This is a genomic window from Methanococcoides orientis (assembly GCF_021184045.1).
Taxonomy (GTDB): Archaea; Halobacteriota; Methanosarcinia; order Methanosarcinales; family Methanosarcinaceae; genus Methanococcoides; species Methanococcoides orientis.
Genome location: NZ_CP073710.1, coordinates 1460466 through 1478245 on the forward strand (window position 1 = coordinate 1460466; position 17780 = coordinate 1478245).

The 17780-nt window shown below is 42.1% G+C and carries 11 protein-coding genes, 1 tRNA gene and 1 pseudogene; 3 read left to right on the top strand and 10 right to left on the bottom strand.

What is annotated here, in order from left to right:
• Positions 1-67 precede the first annotated feature (67 nt).
• From J7W08_RS06980 to J7W08_RS07005, 6 genes and pseudogenes are all read right to left on the bottom strand, one after another.
• Positions 68-2293, bottom strand: coding sequence for an NADP-dependent isocitrate dehydrogenase (locus J7W08_RS06980; protein ID WP_233083823.1), 2226 nt, complete (start codon positions 2291-2293; stop codon positions 68-70).
• 394 nt (positions 2294-2687) lie between these two features.
• Positions 2688-2944 (bottom strand): annotated as a pseudogene (locus J7W08_RS06985) (isocitrate/isopropylmalate family dehydrogenase); the annotation flags it as partial.
• A 179-nt stretch (positions 2945-3123) separates the two neighbouring features.
• Positions 3124-4824 (bottom strand): sensor histidine kinase, encoded by a 1701-nt coding sequence (locus tag J7W08_RS06990; RefSeq protein ID WP_233083824.1) that lies wholly within the window; start codon positions 4822-4824, stop codon positions 3124-3126.
• 6 nt (positions 4825-4830) lie between these two features.
• The gene (locus J7W08_RS06995; protein ID WP_233083825.1) at positions 4831-5874 is read right to left on the bottom strand and encodes a uroporphyrinogen decarboxylase family protein; all 1044 of its coding nucleotides are present in this window, start codon (positions 5872-5874) and stop codon (positions 4831-4833) included.
• Positions 5874-6539 carry a cobalamin B12-binding domain-containing protein gene (locus J7W08_RS07000; RefSeq protein WP_233083826.1) on the bottom strand — a complete coding sequence of 222 codons (666 nt, stop codon included), beginning with the start codon at positions 6537-6539 and terminating at the stop codon, positions 5874-5876. Before J7W08_RS07000 ends, J7W08_RS06995 begins: the two co-directional genes overlap by 1 nt.
• A gap of 104 nt (positions 6540-6643) precedes the next feature.
• Entirely contained in the window at positions 6644-10306 is a 3663-nt protein-coding gene (locus tag J7W08_RS07005) for a PAS domain S-box protein (RefSeq protein WP_233083827.1), read from the bottom strand.
• Positions 10307-10596: 290 nt separating this feature from the next.
• Between J7W08_RS07005 and J7W08_RS07010 the strand changes: the two genes are divergently transcribed.
• Entirely contained in the window at positions 10597-11445 is an 849-nt protein-coding gene (locus J7W08_RS07010) for a TatD family hydrolase (protein WP_233083828.1), read from the top strand.
• A gap of 69 nt (positions 11446-11514) precedes the next feature.
• On the opposite strand, the gene J7W08_RS07015 is transcribed toward J7W08_RS07010, so the two are convergent.
• The gene (locus J7W08_RS07015; protein ID WP_233083829.1) at positions 11515-11943 is read right to left on the bottom strand and encodes a desulfoferrodoxin family protein; all 429 of its coding nucleotides are present in this window, start codon (positions 11941-11943) and stop codon (positions 11515-11517) included.
• 169 nt (positions 11944-12112) lie between these two features.
• On the opposite strand from J7W08_RS07015, the gene uvrA reads away from it, so the two are divergent.
• Positions 12113-14938 carry an excinuclease ABC subunit UvrA gene (uvrA, locus tag J7W08_RS07020; protein ID WP_233083830.1) on the top strand — a complete coding sequence of 942 codons (2826 nt, stop codon included), beginning with the start codon at positions 12113-12115 and terminating at the stop codon, positions 14936-14938.
• A gap of 74 nt (positions 14939-15012) precedes the next feature.
• Here uvrA and J7W08_RS07025 read toward each other — a convergent pair whose 3' ends face one another.
• Both J7W08_RS07025 and purB read right to left on the bottom strand, forming a co-directional pair.
• On the bottom strand, positions 15013-15597 hold the full coding sequence (locus J7W08_RS07025) for an FmdE family protein (protein WP_233083831.1): 585 nt from the start codon (positions 15595-15597) through the stop codon (positions 15013-15015).
• Positions 15598-15606: 9 nt separating this feature from the next.
• Positions 15607-16947 carry an adenylosuccinate lyase gene (gene purB, locus J7W08_RS07030; RefSeq protein WP_233083832.1) on the bottom strand — a complete coding sequence of 447 codons (1341 nt, stop codon included), beginning with the start codon at positions 16945-16947 and terminating at the stop codon, positions 15607-15609.
• Between the two features lie 197 nt (positions 16948-17144).
• Here purB and J7W08_RS07035 point away from each other — a divergent pair, with 197 nt between their 5' ends.
• Positions 17145-17558, top strand: coding sequence for a hypothetical protein (locus J7W08_RS07035; RefSeq protein WP_233083833.1), 414 nt, complete (start codon positions 17145-17147; stop codon positions 17556-17558).
• Between the two features lie 68 nt (positions 17559-17626).
• On the opposite strand, the gene J7W08_RS07040 is transcribed toward J7W08_RS07035, so the two are convergent.
• Positions 17627-17698, bottom strand: a tRNA-Arg gene (locus J7W08_RS07040).
• Positions 17699-17780 lie beyond the last annotated feature (82 nt).

Here is a 17780-nt window from a genome sequence, read left to right on the forward strand (position 1 = left end):
ATTGCTTATTTAGATACTAAAAAGCTCCGGCTGAAACCGGGGCTTTCCTTTTGTTTCCACAATAAAATTAAATGGAATCGATGATCCCATTCAAAGTCGCACTAGGTCTCATGGCCTGGGATCTCAACTCCTCATCTGGAGAGTAGTATCCTTTGATATCCATAGCTTTGCCCTGAGCTTCTAACAACTCATTGGCAATCTTCTCTTCATTTTCCATCAGAGCTTTAGCTACAGGTTCAAAAATCGCTTTTAATTCGCTATCTTTCTCCTGATCAGCCAGAGCCTGAGCCCAATACATTGCCAGATAAAAATGAGATCCTCTGTTATCAATCTCATTCACTTTTCGGGAAGGTGATTTGCTGTTTTCCAGAACCAGCTCTGTCGCTTTATCCAATGTTTCTGCTAAAACCAGAGCTTTAGGATTATCAAAACTGTTGCCCAGATACTCCAGAGAAGCAGCTAAGGCCAAGAATTCTCCCAGAGAGTCCCAACGCAGGTGACCTTCCGATTCAAATTGCTGTACATGTTTGGGTGCCGAACCGCCAGCACCTGTCTCGAAAAGTCCACCGCCATTCATTAGGGGAACGATTGATAGCATTTTTGCACTGGTTCCCACTTCCAAAATGGGAAAGAGGTCTGTCAGATAATCTCTCAAAACATTTCCAGTCACAGAGATTGTATCTTTGCCCTCTTTAATTCTCTCCAATGAAAACCTGGTCGCTTCAACGGGAGCTTTGATCAATAGTTCCAGGCCATCAGTATCATAATCTTTCAAGTATTTGTTCACTTTATTAATGAGCTGTGAATCGTGAGCTCTTTTCTCATCGAGCCAGAAGACTGCAGGATAGCCTGTTGCTTTGGCTCGTTTAACGGCCAGCTTGATCCAGTCCTGAACGGGTGCGTCTTTCACCTGACACATGCGGAAGATATCTCCTTCCCCTACCGGCTGTTCAAGGAGTACATTATTGTTGTCATCGACAACTTGAACTTTTCCTGTACCAGTCATCTCAAAGGTCTTGTCATGTGAGCCATATTCTTCAGCTTTTTGCGCCATAAGCCCCACATTGGAAACGCTTCCCATTTTTGATGGATCAAAGGCACCGTGTTTTTGACAGAACTCAATAGTTTCCTGATACACTCCCGAATAAGAGCGGTCTGGAATTATGGCTTTCATATCTTTCAGTTTCCCGTCTGGTCCCCACATGCAACCTGATGAGCGGATTGCTGCAGGCATGGAAGCGTCGACGATAACATCGCTGGGAACATGGAGATTGGTAATTCCCTTGTCGGAGTTAACCATAGCCAATGCCGGTCTCTTGGCATACACAGCTTCTATATCTGCTTTGATTTCAGCCTGTTTGTCTTCAGGCAGATTCTGGATTTTTGAATAGAGATCTCCCAGTCCTTGGTTGGGATCTACACCCAATTCTGAAAGCAGATCACCATATTTATCAAATATCTCTTTAAAGAAGACCTTAACAACATGACCGAAGATAATAGGGTCGGAAACTTTCATCATTGTCGCTTTCAAATGAACGGAGAATAAGACATCTTTAGCTTTGGCATCTTCTATCTGTTCAGCCAGAAATGCCTGAAGCGCTTTTTTGTTCATAACAGATGCATCAATGATTTCTCCGGTCTGAAGAGGGGCTTTGTCTTTTAATAGTGTTTTATTACCAGCGTCATCTGTAAAGAAAATTCTGAAATTGGTAGCTTCTTCAATTTCAACCGATTTCTCACTGCCGTAAAAATCTCCGCCGGTCATGCTGGCTACATGGGATTTGGAATCGGACTTCCATTCTCCCATGGAATGGGGATGTTTTTTCGCATAATTTTTTACAGCTTTAGGAGCTCTGCGGTCAGAATTCCCTTCTCTCAATACAGGGTTAACAGCACTGCCCTTGACAATATCGAATTTCGCTTTGATCGCCTTTTCTTCATCATTAGAAGGATCTTCTGGATAATCGGGCAGATCATATCCCTGAGCCTGGAGTTCTGTGACTGTCGCTTTAATCTGGGGAACTGAAGCGCTGATATTGGGTAGTTTGATAATGTTGGCTTCCGGAGTTAAGACCATCTCTCCCAATTCGGAAAGGGCATCGGAAATCTTCTGGTCCTCTGTCAGTCTTTCGGGAAACTGGGCAATGATTCTTCCCGCCAGGGAGATATCCCTCGTTTCCATAGTGATTCCGGCGTTTTTTACATAAGCCTGTACAATAGGCAGGAGAGAACTGGTTGCCAAAGCCGGAGCTTCATCGGTTTTCGTATAAATGATTGTCGATTTCTGTGCCATGTTAATCCTTTTCTCTGTAAATTAATAACGTTTTATCGAATCGAAGCGCTTTATTCTATATAAAAAGACCCCATCCCTTTTACCCAGGAATTCGTCATTTTGCACAATGATCTCTCCGCGGCTCATTGTCATTTCCAGCCAACCTGTTATTTTCTGGTTTTTATAGGGTGTCCATTGAGCTTTTTCATGAAGTGTCTCTGCGGTAAGTAATTTCTCTTTTTCGGGATCGAAGATAACAAGATCGGCATCTTTACCGACTATAATATCCCCTTGTTCTCTTTAGTTGATGTAAACTTGAGTGAATGAGTATCACCCATCTTTTTTATGATAATGGGAGGATTAAATCTGTTCTCTGAAAAAGTGAAGGTGAAACCTCCCTTATTCTTCCCTTTTGGATCTCCAACTTTTTTTGAGATCCTGCTCCGCCAGGTGTTGTGGTAGGACCCTTGTAACATGCATCTGCTTCGTCAAGGATAGCCCATGTCTCATCAGGAACAAGGGAAGTTCCACCGTCCTTCTCCCACCATTCTGCTCCTGCTTCACATTTCACGAACTCGACATTTGTGCCAACGGCCTCTACCACTTTAAGCATAGCATCTACGAGTTCCGGTCCGACTCCATCTCCTTCAATTACTGCTCAGTTTTACTCATATTATTAATCCCATTTTGTCGTTTAGAATAGTATTAAAATTAAGTTAATTGTGTTATTTATGTAACACATCGTCTGGTTGCCTCTTAATCTCACATAGTAATATAAGGTATGGGAAATCAAATTCCTGACATATATTCACTGCGGATATAAAATTGATGAAAAAAAGAAACATAGGGATTCAAATCGTTGAACTATCCACAGTATGTATCGAAGGTAGCTCAATTATAAAAGAAGCCCCTTTTGGAATATTATCCGATACATATATAGTACCATTGTATCTTTCAATTGTCTTTTTTACAATATAAAGTCCAAGACCCGTATTGCCGGTATCTCCATACTTGAAGCCCTCACCGAAAATATACGCTTTGATCTCGTCCGGAATCCCGACACCATTGTCCATGATGCGGATCTTACAATTGGTTTGATCATCATCTATGGTCACATGAATGCTATCTGCCTTACCGTGGACCTGTGCATTCCTTATTATGTTCTCAATAACTGAGGGCAGAGCGTTGTCTGCCATAATGAGTGCATTACCTTCTATCGAACTTTTAATATCGAAATGCCTGCATGCAACTTTAATTAAATCGTGGACATGATAAGGTAAAAGATCCTGGCTATCTAATAAGAATTGACTTTCAATATCTTTCATATTCCTGATCGTTTCTACACTCCGATGTGCAGAACTCTGTGCCATTTCAAGGAACTTCGCATCATTTTTGAGATTATATAGCTCGATCGCATTAATTTCCACATTCAGATTATTTGCAACATCATGTCTCAGGATCTTGTTAACTACCTTCAGGGTATCGGCAAGGTCTTGCTGTCGCTTCCTGGATTCAAGTATCTCCTGGTACCTTCGGATGTTAGACACTACAAGAGATGAAGCATTTGCAATGATAAGAGCTGTATTCAGGTATTCGTTTATATTCCCTGGATAAGAAAATCCTTTAACTTCAACAGTACCCATGACCTCTGCCTGATTTTTTATCTTCAACAAGAAACCATCCCGACTCTCACTTAACAGGTATTTTTCATCTGATTCCAGAAAATCCCTGTTCAGCTCATTATCCGGATCAGAGCTTATCGAAAATTCCGATTGAACGAGTCCATCATCTACTGAGATATAACTGACCTTTTCTGGTGAAAACAGGACATTGTACATCTGACTGATTTTCTCTGCGACTTCTTTCTCATCCTTAAGTTCCACAAGTTCCTTTATGATCTCAATGGACATGGAACAGGAAGCCATCTTCTCTGTTGCCTCTTTTAACTTCCGGGTCTTACTAACGCAATCATGTTCAAGAACAATATTTTCCAGACTCAGCCCCATGAAATCAACATCCACATGCATCGTCCTGAATGGTTTTCCCACTACCTCAGAAAATTTCTCTAAATTCTTAGAACTACCTTCATAAAATCCAGTCTCAAGATGAAGGATGGAGGAATACGATGAATCAATGCACTTCCTGATCCTTTCCATACCCAGTTCATCATTTTCGACCTGGCTGAGGATCTTATCAAGCCATCCTGATGAAATTATGAACTCACTATTGTACTCTTCCAGTTCTCTGCTACTTAACATCAGCTCGTACAGGTTCTCCATTCCATGAGTATGAAGTGTCCCTTTACATTCAGGAGACCTTATTATATCAGGACATTCAGAACCATGGATCAGTAAAGCCTTGTAAAAACATTCAGAGCTCTCAAGTGCCTGTTGGATCAAACCGCAGTTCACACAATCACATTTCTGTTCGAGGAGATCAGTGTAAGGCACTCCAATCACATTGACATTTTTAAAAAGGTCATTATTACCTGCAACATACTTGACCTCCCTGATGATACCTTCAGGAACAAGTAAACACATATTGTCGATCAATAATTTTCACCTGTTTATTGGATAATTCCCATACTTACGAACTGCATCAGAAATAGCCATAAGAACTTCGTATGGCACTTGATATGGGATCTCACCATGATTGTCCGAAAGGATGAAGCCTCCCCCTTTTGCAGCTTTATCAATAGCTTCTCTTACAGTATATTCTGTTGTTTCAACAGTCCAGTTCCTCATGTCGATACCATTCAGATTTCCAAGTACAGACATTCTTCCTTTGCATGCTGCTTTGACCTCTGCAAGGTCCTCCGTTGCACTTGTACAGACAACTGAAGCTCCTGCATCTGCAATATCATCTATGATCGGTAAAGCACGTCCTGATGCAAGATGCACCGCAGCAGGCCCGTTTAAGCTGGAGATCACATTCTGCTCTACCTGTTTTCCAGTTTCCATATACATCTCCTTTGGAACTATTGTTGGTGAAGATATAGGATCAAAATAACAAATCGCCGTAGCACCTGCTTCCAATTGTGCATTTGCCCATTCGATGCAGAAATCAGTATTTAACTCCATGAGCCTGTTGAACAATTCATGGTTTTCATACATGAGATCAAAATATTTGCTAAAACCAAGCTGCATAGGTGGGACAGAAAATGGAGACATGACCACTCCAATTATAGGCACATCCTCTCCGGAATCTTCTTTTAACAATTCTGTGGTTTTTAGGACCTTAAGAAGCTGAGGACTATCCCACACATCGGGTGCTTCGAGACTTTCTATATCTTCCATACTCTTAATGAAAGGTGCCCCTGCATTAGCGGGTCCGTCCTCGTAGAATATAGTCTTGCCTCCCCAGGCTTCGGTCTCAAGTGACGCATAATAGAAAGGATAATAACAATCATGCCCGTATCTTTCCCTCATACGAATCTGCCCTTTAGCTACATATTCAGGCTTGGAAAAATATTCCTTAATTGACATGCCCAGCTCTTTGGCACCATGCATGGTAAGTAAAAGGAAGTAAGGCACCCTGTCAGGTTCCTCCTGCCCAAGTGTGGTAAGTACACGTTCCATAGATGTCATTTCTTCGTTGACCATCAGAATTCCCCAATAAGTTCCTGAGCTATATGCATACCTTCCACAGCAGTTCTGGCCATTGCACTGGCATTGACCTCTTTCCATAATTCATCATCAAAAAGGAAAGGTGCACCACCTACTATGACCTTTGTGCCGTTTTTTTCCTTTTCTATGAACTCGGTAACCTCTTTTACTCTGAGTGCGTGGTTCAGCATAAGGGTGGAAATAAAAAGAACTTCGACTTTGTCAGATGTTATCTTTTTCTTGATCTTTTCAATAGACATACTGCCATAATCGATGAAATTGAACCCCATTGAACTTATCAGGGCCTTAAGGATCTGTTTCCCAAGCATGTGTTGGTCTTCAAGAGTCGTGATACCTATGACAGCTCTTGAAGTCCTCTGCGAACTTTCAACTGGAAGAATTTCACTGGTTAGCTCTTCTGCAATCTTGCTTGCCATATATTCCTGTGAAAGTGCGATGTCACCATGTTCCCACTTATATCCAATGCTTTCAAGTGCAGGTGAGATGATATTATCAATGACCTTAAAAATATCTTCATTCTCATCAACTAACGCTTTTTTAACGATATTCTCTGCTGCTATCCTGTCAATATTAAGCAAAGCATTCTCAAGATCTATCGCTAATCTTTTGTCAACACCCATATTCAAATCCTTGAAATGCATTAATCCTAAAACTCATCATTCTACCAATATTAATAATAAATTTAAGAATTGAATCATATTAAGCATATCCCTATGATCCAAACCTATCGGAAAATATAGATTTTTCAATCAAAATCAGAGCACCTAGAATTACATTGGGAGAACAATGCACATTTGGCACACTTAAATGAGTCCTTGTTGTCAATAAATATCTCATTTTTCATCGCCCCCATTGGAATTGTAAATGTGAACCTGCTACCTTTGCCCGGTTCACTCTCGACCCAGACATCGCCGCTATGCATTTTAACATATTCCTTAACAAGCATAAGACCAATTCCGGCACCACCATATTTACGAGTAGTTGACCCATCTAACTGCACAAAGGGCTTGAATATAGTTTCCCAATCCCCTTTTGAGATACCAATGCCAGTATCAGTAATTGATATTTGTACATGATCTGTTTTTCGGACAGCATTGATAGTCACCATCCCACCAGTCGGTGTAAACTTAATGGCATTATCTACAATAGCAGAAAGGATCTCTTTGACCTTGAACGCATCAGCAACAACCTCCGCTATCTCTGGGTCAACATGTGCCTCCAATAGTATACCTCCCCTCGACGCCATGCCATCTTTTGAGTCTTTTACTTCCGCAATGGCATTTTGCAGATCAAAAACATCACGTGCAAGACCCACATTTCCGGATTCGATCTTGCACACATCGAGTATATGATTGATGAACTCCAGCAGTTGGACACCATTACGTTTGATATTAGAAGCATATCTTTTCTGATTCTCGTTAAGCTCACCAGCCATTTCATTGGCCAGGATATCTGAAAATCCAATGATAGGATTAAGAGGTGTTCTTAGTTCATGACTAATATTCGCAATAAATTCTGATTTTGCCTTATTTGCATCTTCAGCTGCAATCTTAGCATTTATCAATGCCTCCTTTGCTTCCATCCAAATTGTGACGTCCCTGAGAATTGCCATCGTTGCCGGAAAACCCTGATACTGTATAATAGATGCACTTACATTTACAGGAATAGCAGTCCTATTTTTAGAGATTATATCTACATCATAATGATTTGAAATTCTTTCCCCATTTAATCTTCTCTTATACTTTTCCATTATAAGATCGATATATTCAGGTGAAACAAATTCAATAAAACTCTTATCGACTATTTCTTCATAAGAATATCCAGACATTTCCTGCATTGTTTTGTTCGCATATCTGATCTTATCACCCTGAAGGATAATTATCCCATCATTACTATTTTCCACGAGACTTGAATACTTTTTCTCACTCTCATACAGTTTTATATCAGCCTTTTTGCGTTCAGTGACATCGTTGATAAGACATATTGTTCTCTCATATTTTCCGTTGAGCTTGTTGATACCGGATGAATTAATGACCACATCAATGAGATTGCCATCCTTTCTGACCATCTTGTATTCTTTGCCATAAGAAAAACCAGTTTCAAGCATTTCCTGAAGAGATGCTAAAGCTTTGTCCAAATAATCCGGATGAATGATCTTTGCTATTGAATGCCCTAAGATCTCTTCTTTTTCATAACCCAGAACAGTCGTAATCTGGTTGTTGCAATCTACAATGATGCCATTCCCATCAACTGAAGTGATAAGATTGGCTGCGGCTTCGAATATTGAACGATAAAGTTCTTCACTTTTCTCAAGTGAATCTAAATTCATTTTGTTGTTTAGGGATATAGCAAGATATTCGCCGAATGTCCTGGCAAGGAGGGCATCATTTTCATTGAAATCACCATCCTTGTAAGAAAAACCCATTAAACCCAGAGTTTTACCTTCTATACGTAAAGGAGTGAACAGCACATTCGGAAGGTACATATGACCTTCGGGCATATAATTTACCCATTCACTATTCATGAAATCATTGTGATAGACCACATTGCCCCTCTTGTATACCTCAGCCCGTAATCCTCTTACAGGCATTGAGAGAGTAGGATCAACAAAACACGGCATCCCACCATCTTCCCGGAAAAGGACCTCGTTCTCATCCCCTGTTTCCGATAACAATGCAACATATCCGGCTTTTGCACCAATGGTCCTTGCACATGCATCAAAGACAATTCTTGCCACTGATCCAAAATCCTTGTTCTTCAAAATAGAATGAGTTGAGTTCAGAAGTTCTGTTACCTCATTTTCTTTTTGAGTGGAATATTTTAATGTTTCTATAATCTCAAATTCAGCGGTTTTTCTTTTAGTAATATCTTTCTTAAAAGTGATTATACGGTCATCAGGAAGTAGGGAAGCATTCACATTCCACCATCTTTTACAACCATTCTTTGTCAAAAAACGAACATCAATTTCAACAAAACCATTTATTTTCAGTTCACTGAATTTATCCAATATAAATTCATGATCTTCTACAGGAGTTACATCCAGGAAGTTCATTCCAACCAATTCGTTTTCAGAGTAACCTGTAATTCGACATGCGGCTTCATTGCCCTCAAGATAGTTACCATCCGGATCGGATACAAATACAGCATCAGGAGCATTATCTATGTAATTCCTGAATTTAGCTTCACTTTCCTTCAATGCGTTCTCTGTCTTTTTGCGATCAGTTATATCCCTTGTTGTTCCCTGAAATCCAATTGGAGAGCCATCTTCATCACAAAGCACCTTCCCAACGATCTCAACGGGGAACTCGGCACCATCCTTTTTAAAAAGTACAGCTTCAAATTTCATTCCTAAAACATTAGGCAGTTTGTCAAGACCTTTCTGAACGAAATTTAAAATCATCTGGTAATTCATATCATCGCAGTGATCATAGAGTCTAGTTCCGATGAACTCATCGGGAGTATATCCTGAAATATTATAACAAGATGGACTTACATATGTAAACTCCAGATCTTTGTTCATAACCCATATAGCATCAAGACTGTTATGTGCAAGAAGACGATAGTTTTCTTCACTTTCTATTAAAGCTTGCTCAGCTTTCTTGCGTTCAGTGATGTCAAGTCCAGTAAAAGTAACTCCTTTCAATAGATCGTCCGGGTCTATAGGTGATGAAATAACTATTACGTCAATTATCTTGCCATCTTTTCTCTTCCATTGAGTTTCTACAGTTCCGATGCCCTGTTTTTGTATCTGGGAATATTTTTCCCTCCCAACATACTCAAATTCATCATCTGTAGGATAGAGTATCCTTGAACTCTGACCAAGCAGTTCATCTCTTGAGTATCCTGTCATTTTACAGATCAGGTCATTAACTTCCCTGAGGATCCGCTCCTGAACAACACCTACACCAGTAGGTACAGCCCTGAAAATGCTATTAAATCGATTTTCTCTTTCGCGTATATGTTCTTCTGCAAGTTTGCGATCAGTGATATCAATATGCTGTAAAAGAACATTTGAAGGATAAGTTTTCGAAAGTGGTGTGACCTTCAGCAAAAACCAGTGTTTATCATCAGGACTGTGACAGGGATACTCAATTTTAAAAAGATTTTTTGTCCCATTTATGACATCAATTATACCTTTTGTTGCAGTAGAAACATCAATTGAACAATTACCATTTGGACCATCGCATACTTTCAAGTAATTAGTGCCTTCACTGCATTTTAACGGATCAAGACCATTGTCTTTAGCAAACTGTTTCCAACTTTGATTCGTATAAATGATAAGGCCATCTGGAGAGATGATTGCAATATGATCATCCCACATGTCAAACAAATAAGTTGTCTTTAAAATATCTTCAAAATCAGATGTATAAGTGTTATCCCCTGATGAATTATGGTCGTATTTTTTCATTAGCCACCAAACAAATTTTATTGACAATAAAATATAAGCATTAATTAATTCATTATATATAATTTTGCATTTAATATTAAATAATATATATGCAAATGATATAAGATTATACGAATTGTATAATTATATAGCAATCCAATAAGTTCCACACAAATTTAATAGAGCTGCGAAATTAAATCAATTCATTTGATTTTTTAAAAACAATGAAACATATGAGAATGTTTTCCCGATAAAAGTACCAACTCTTAAGAAACAGTAACATTATTTGCTTTCACTACATCTATTAGCACATGAACACATCACCAAAAATTCCCATCACTGATGAGCACATGCACATCGACCCCCGTGCAAAAGGACTCAAAGCTGTCAAAGAGTTCCAGAATTCAGGGGGAACCCACATTATTCTTGTTACCAAACCCACCTGGACCATCGGCGTGGAAGTCACAAAGCCGGAAGATTACAAGATCGTCTTTGATGAGACCATCGACCTTGCCAGGCAGATCAATGAGACCGGCGTGAAGGCATTCCCGGTACTTGGTGTGCATCCAGCCGAAATAACCAAACTGACCGAACGCATGGAACTTGACAGGGCTGTCGAGCTTATGAAGAGCGGTCTTGAGATCGCTGCAAAGTATGTCGATGAAGGTCTTGCTGTAGGATTGAAAAGTGGCCGCCCACATTATCCAGTCTCAGAAGAGATATGGGATGCATCCAATGCCATCATGGAACACGGTTTCATTCTCGCAAAAGATCATGACTGTGCGATCCAGCTTCATACTGAGAGTGTAGAGGAGCCGGAACTGGTCGATATCACAGAGAGAGCAAAGAAAACAGGCATCCGCCTTAATAAGGTGGTCAAGCATTACGCTCCCCCTCTTGTGAACGTTTGCGAGAAGCTTGGTATCTTCCCGGGAGTACTTGCAGGCAAGGGAGCCATAGAGCAGGCTCTTGAAGAGGGAACACGATTTATGATGGAGACCGATTATATCGATGACCCTGAAAGGCCGGGGGCCGTACTGGGACCAAAGACGATTCCCCGAAGGACATTGAAGCTTGTGGAAGAGCACGGTGAAGAGCCGTTCTGGAAAATTCACAAGGAGAATGTCGAAGAGGTATATGAAGTTGAGATCGAACTTTAAAACTTAAATTTAAAGGTAAAGTTAAATTGAAAATTAAAATTTAAAACCTTAAACCCTTATTTTCAATTTTTATACCCCGAAACCTTCCTGCAAACACTTTTCCCTTCTGCAACCTGCCGTCAGCCTGAGTTGTTCACGGATCTCGATACAGTTTTGCCAGGGCCCGTGAACATTGCAATAGGCGATAGCACAGAATTCCCGGTACTTACCGAAATTCACAAGCCCGAAAATAGCATCCGGTTTTACTCCCGGACCAAAGGTTACTCTTCCGATAGTGACAGTGTCCATCATTTTGGTGCGCCCATAAAGCTCAATATATTCGATATGGTGCTCAGGAGTGTTCGGATGTATTGCATTTTCCCCCACAACGACACGAATGTATTCCTTCCCGGTGTCGTTGTAATTCCTGAGTACTTCAATAATGGGGATGTGCCTTTCTTTTGAGCGGTCTTCGACATTGTTTGTATCATCAGATCTTATGATATCAGCAAATTCCATTATAGCACCTACCTGTTATCCGATAGTATATTTTTAAAGAGAGAGTATATTAACTGTGTGAGTACAGATTAAAATACACTTGTATTCCAACCCAACAGCAAACCTTTAATCCTCTCACCCAAATATCTCAAATCCGAACTTATCCTGAAAATACTCCCTTCCAGAAACCATGTCTCTCAAAAATATAATCGTAAAAGGTGCTAAAGAGCACAACCTCAAGAATGTCGACCTGGTCCTACCCCGTGATAAACTGATAGTCATCACAGGTCTCAGCGGATCAGGAAAATCATCCCTTGCTTTTGATACCATATATGCAGAGGGACAGAGGCGATATGTTGAATCGCTCTCAGCTTATGCAAGGCAGTTCCTGGGGCTGATGGAAAAACCGGATGTTGAGTACATCGAGGGACTTTCTCCTGCGATCTCCATCGAGCAGAAGACCACAAGCAAGAACCCTCGTTCCACTGTAGGAACAGTTACCGAGATCTATGATTACCTCAGGCTGCTCTATGCAAGAATAGGCATCAGGCATTGCCCTAAATGTGGCAAGGTCATCGAGCCTCAAAGTGTCGACCAGATCGTTGACAGCATTATGAAGATAGAGGAAGGCTCAAAGGTTCACATCCTTGCACCTCTTGTTCGTGAACGAAAAGGAGAGTACAAGAAGCTGCTCACAGACCTGAGGGGAGAAGGCTTTGCACGTGCAAGGGTGGATGGCGAGATCGTTGAACTGGATGATGCCGAAACCATCGAACTTGGGCGCTACTACAAACACAACATCGAGGTTGTAGTAGACCGCCTTGCCATCAAAAAAGGGATGGAAGAAAGATTGTCCGACTCAGTGGAAACCGCACTTGAGAAGAGCGGCGGGACATTGATGGTACATGTCCTTGACGGCGAAGAGATGGTATTCAGTGAAAACCTGGCATGTACGGATTGTGGAATTGGTTTTGAGGAAATGGAACCTTCTGCGTTCTCTTTCAATAGCCCGCAGGGTGCCTGTGAAGAATGTCACGGGCTTGGTACTTCAATGGAGTTCGACCCTGAACTTATCGTTCCTGACCCCACCCTTACATTGAGAGAGGGGGCTGTCGAGACATGGAACAAGAAAGACGGCTACTACATGCAGGCGCTGGAGTCCGTAGGGAAGCGTTTCGGGTTCTCACTCGATGTGCCCTTCGAGGAACTTGAACAGAAGCACAAGGACATAATCTTCAACGGCACCAACGAAATGATCGATTTCGTGCATGTCGGTAAGAACGGTGGCATGTGGAGGCACAAAGGACGCTTCCGGGGAGTCATCTCCAACATCTCAAAGACGTATGATAATACTGAGTCAGAGAACACAAAGGACAGGCTGAGGAAATACATCACCACCAAACCCTGTACGACATGCAAAGGCAACAGACTGAAACCTGCCAGCTTGGCTGTGAGCATCAATGAAAGCAACATCATTGAGGTCACGCAAATGTCTGTGGAAACTGCATTGCATTTCTTTGAAGAACTTGAACCAAACCTTACACCTCGCGAATATTCCATCGCAAGGCTGATCCTTAAGGAAATAAAGGCAAGGCTTGGATTCCTCATGGACGTCGGACTTGATTACCTTACATTGAGCCGCTCGGCTGCGACACTATCAGGGGGTGAGGCACAGCGTATAAGGCTTGCAACACAGATAGGATCCAGTCTTATGGGCGTATTGTATATTCTGGATGAGCCAAGCATAGGACTGCACCAGAGGGACAATCTCAGGCTTATCAATACATTGAAACATCTTCGTGATATCGGCAACACAGTTGTGGTTGTGGAACACGATGAGGAAACGATCCTCAATTCGGATCATGTGGTGGATATGGGACCAGGAGCCGGCATCCACGGAGGAGAAGTTGTAGCAGAAGGCACACCTGAACAGATCATGGAACACCCGGATTCACTTACCGGGCAATACATGAGCGGAAAACTTGAGATAGCCGTCCCAAAGAAAAGACGCAAGCCCACAGGCAAATTGATCCTCAAAGGTGCATCACAGAACAACCTCAAAGGGATCGATGCGGAGTTCCCGCTCGGGGTCATGGCATGTGTCACAGGAGTATCCGGTTCAGGAAAAAGTACTCTCATCAATGAGACACTCAATAAGGTGCTTGCCCAGAAATTGCATCGTGCAAGGGACAGACCGGGTAAATATAAGGACATAAAGGGTCTTGACCAGATAGACAAGGTCATAACCATCGACCAGTCGCCTATCGGAAGGACACCACGTTCCAATCCGGCCACATATACTAACCTTTTCACACCCATAAGGGAACTCTTTGCACAGACAAAGATGTCAAAATCCCGCGGATACAAACCTGGAAGGTTCAGCTTCAATGTGCGCGGAGGCAGGTGTGAGACCTGTTCAGGTGACGGTATCATAACTATTGAAATGCACTTCCTTCCTGACGTTTATGTGCCCTGTGAGGTCTGCCATGGGAAGCGATACAACCGTGAGACACTTGAGGTCACCTACAAGGACAAGACCATCGCTGACGTACTTGATATGACCGTAGAGGAAGCAGTGGATTTCTTTGAAAATATTCCAAAGATAAAGAACAAGCTTCAGACACTCTATGATGTTGGTCTTGGTTACATCAAACTTGGCCAGTCCTCGACAACCCTCTCAGGAGGAGAGGCACAGCGTGTAAAGCTTGCAACAGAACTTAGCAGGCGTTCTACCGGAAAGACAGTTTATATCCTTGATGAGCCGACAACGGGACTACACTTTGACGATGTGAACAAGTTACTTGACGTGCTCCAGCGACTTGTGGATGCAGGCAATACGGTCATTGTCATAGAACACAACCTTGACGTTATCAAGACAGCAGACTGGGTAATAGATCTGGGTCCTGAAGGTGGAGAACGTGGTGGCAGTATCATTGCCAAAGGTACACCCGAAAAAATAGCAAAGAGCAAAGTATCCTATACAGGAGAATTCCTGAAAAGGGTGCTCAAAAAATAAGTTAATAGCTTAAAACTGATTGAAAAGTAAAGAATTTGGAAACTTAAAGAGTTAAAAAAGATATCTGACCAACGTCAGATATCATGACCTTCAAAGCAGGAAAGACAGACCATATTTCCATCTTTTACACGAAGGCGTGTTTCCATAGTTTCCTCGCCGCATTCTGCACATGCAATGGAGCGATATACCATTGCCTTTTCAGGCGGTTCGACCTCAACTCTTGTTGCAGTGAACAGATCATCAGCCGGAATGTCAAGAATTGCAAGACCTCTTTCAGCATGTCTTTTCCTGAACTCTTCCTGTTCCTCATCCGTTGCAGTGCCATTTCTTACTTTGGGGAAAAGCTCATTGTAACGTGGATCTTCACGGCGCTGGCGCGGATTGATCGATATACGAAGTGCTTCGCGCTCTCCCCTTTTGAAGAAAGTATATACGTGCTTGCCAAGGTCCTTGAATACAAGGTTTCCTTTTCCAAAGGTACAGCCATTGATCACCTGAATGGCATCCACGCTGCATGACTTGTTCTCAACGACAGCCACAAGTTCCTCGTCCTCTGAGCGGTCCTTGAACTGCTCGGCTGCATAGGTTGCGACCCTGTAACCAATAACAAGTCCCGGGCAGAGGTGCCCATGGAACTTTACTGCATCTTCCAGTTCCATGATCTCACCTTAGAACTGGCTTCTGATCTTTGCAGCTACGTTCTCGACCTGCTCCACAGCGGTACCGATGTACCTGTCAGGGTTCACGAGGTCTGTGATATCGGATTCACTTAAGTATTGTGTGACTTCCGGCTTGCCAAGAAGAACATCCTTAAGGTGCATTCCTGATTCGTGTGCTTCCATTGCGGAGCTTCTGACGATCTCATGAGCTTCCTGCCTGCCGACACCACGCTTCGCAAGCTCTATCATGACAGACTCACCCATGTTAAGTCCACGAAGGAGATCAAGGTTCTTGCGTATGTTCTCAGGATAGAACCTGAGGTTCTCGATAACGCCAATAGCCAGTTTGAGAAGGTGATCTGTAAGCACACAGCTTTCAGGGAAAACTACCCTTTCGCATGAGGAGTTTGTAAGGTCACGTTCGTCCCAGAGAGTATTGTTAAGCAGTTCAGGCTCGACCATTGAGCGAACGATACGTGCCAGACCACTGATCTGTTCTGACTTGATCGGGTTCCTCTTGTGAGGCATGGTGGAAGACCCTACCTGATTCTTGCGGAAGCTTTCCTCGACCTCTGCGATCTCGCTTCTCTGGAGGGAGCGAATCTCTACTGCGATCTTGTCCAGGGTTGTTACTGTGTTTGCCATCCACATGACGAATTCTGCATGGCGGTCACGCTGGATTATCTGGTTTGAAACGTCAACGCTGCCAAGGCCAAGATATTCCATTGCGTACTTCTGAATCTCGATGCCGTCCTTGCCGAATGCTGCCTGTGTACCTACAGCTCCGGTCATCTGGCCTACCAGAAGACGTGGTGTAAGCTGGCCGAGGCGCTCAAGGTGTCTTGCCATCTCACTTGCCCAGATCGCAAATCTGAGACCATATGTTGTTGGTACACCGATCTGACCATGTGTCCTTCCTGCACAGACAGTGTTCTTGTGCTCTTCTGCCTTTGTGAGCAAGACGTCCAGAAGTGTACGTACCTTATCCTCAAGGATAGCAACGGCATCCATCATCTGAAGTGCAGTAGCTGTATCCAGGATATCATTGGATGTTGCACCAAAGTGCACCCACTTGGCAGCATCCTCTGTACACTGCTCAGAGATCGCAAGAACGATAGCCATCATGTCATGGTGGATCTCATCTTCTATCTCTGTGACCCTTTCAAGTTTTACCTGATTTATGCTTTTCTCGATCTGTGCTGCAGCTTCAGCAGGAACAACACCGATCTTTGCTTCAGCTTGTGAAAGTGCTGCTTCGGTCTTTAGGAGCTTTTCAAGGCGATTTGCCTCACTCCAGACGTATTTCATTTCGTCAGTACCGTAACGATATTCAATAGGATGGATTGCCATATCTTTTGGTCTCCTTGGATTATGAAACTAAATTTATCAATGAACTATATGGGGTAGATAAACAATAAACCCATAAATAAGCTTTGAGCATGGAATCCCATTCTGCCTTAGAATGAGGCACTTAAGAACCATCAAGAAGGTAATGTTTATCTATTGATAGACACCATAAATTATATTATAGACAGGGGGAAATAATCGTGGAAAAATTACATGTATTTCTTGAAAAGCTCGACAAGAATGAATTTACCAGAAAGGATATCACCCTTCTTTTGACACAAATGGAAGAAGATTCAAAGCAGGGCATCATTGCATTAACAAAGGATGATATGCAATGGCTCGAAACATACGCATTCGGGTTGCAGCAATTTGAAATTATGTGTAGCAAGGATCCATCAAAAATGAGAGCTGGTGACTGGAGACAAGTTGTTCATGATTTCAGCAAGGTAAGATTCTTCGTGGATGACATGGAAGAGAGAGGTCTGGTTAAGAACGTATTCTGGAACGTGGAAGGAATCGTTACATTCGATATTCCCGACAACTTCGGCTATAGGAATTTTATATATTGCAGGATAAAAAGCTATCTTGAGAAACTCTACAATCTACAAAAATGATCAGAATAATTGAATATGAATTGATCATAAATTAATTCGTTAATATTCAATTCAAGTAGATTATAGAACGGGCCTGCCGGGAATCGAACCCGGGTTCTAAGCTCCGGAGGCTAAAGTGATATCCACTACACCACAGGCCCACAATATAACTATTCATAAATATGTCATCGAGTTAGTGACAACGGTAACTGAATGTAGGATAAACCAATTATTATATTATTG

Excerpts from the sequence above, each read along its gene's own strand:
- J7W08_RS07010 (WP_233083828.1), top strand. The coding sequence starts at position 10,597 with ATGAACACATCACCAAAAATTCCCATCACTGATGAGCACATGCACATC.
- J7W08_RS07015 (WP_233083829.1), bottom strand. The coding sequence starts at position 11,943 with ATGGAATTTGCTGATATCATAAGATCTGATGATACAAACAATGTCGAA.
- purB (WP_233083832.1), bottom strand. The coding sequence starts at position 16,947 with ATGGCAATCCATCCTATTGAATATCGTTACGGTACTGACGAAATGAAA.
- J7W08_RS07025 (WP_233083831.1), bottom strand. The coding sequence starts at position 15,597 with ATGGAACTGGAAGATGCAGTAAAGTTCCATGGGCACCTCTGCCCGGGA.
- J7W08_RS06995 (WP_233083825.1), bottom strand. The coding sequence starts at position 5,874 with ATGGTCAACGAAGAAATGACATCTATGGAACGTGTACTTACCACACTT.
- J7W08_RS06980 (WP_233083823.1), bottom strand. The coding sequence starts at position 2,293 with ATGGCACAGAAATCGACAATCATTTATACGAAAACCGATGAAGCTCCG.
- uvrA (WP_233083830.1), top strand. The coding sequence starts at position 12,113 with ATGTCTCTCAAAAATATAATCGTAAAAGGTGCTAAAGAGCACAACCTC.
- J7W08_RS07005 (WP_233083827.1), bottom strand. The coding sequence starts at position 10,306 with ATGAAAAAATACGACCATAATTCATCAGGGGATAACACTTATACATCT.
- J7W08_RS07000 (WP_233083826.1), bottom strand. The coding sequence starts at position 6,539 with ATGCATTTCAAGGATTTGAATATGGGTGTTGACAAAAGATTAGCGATA.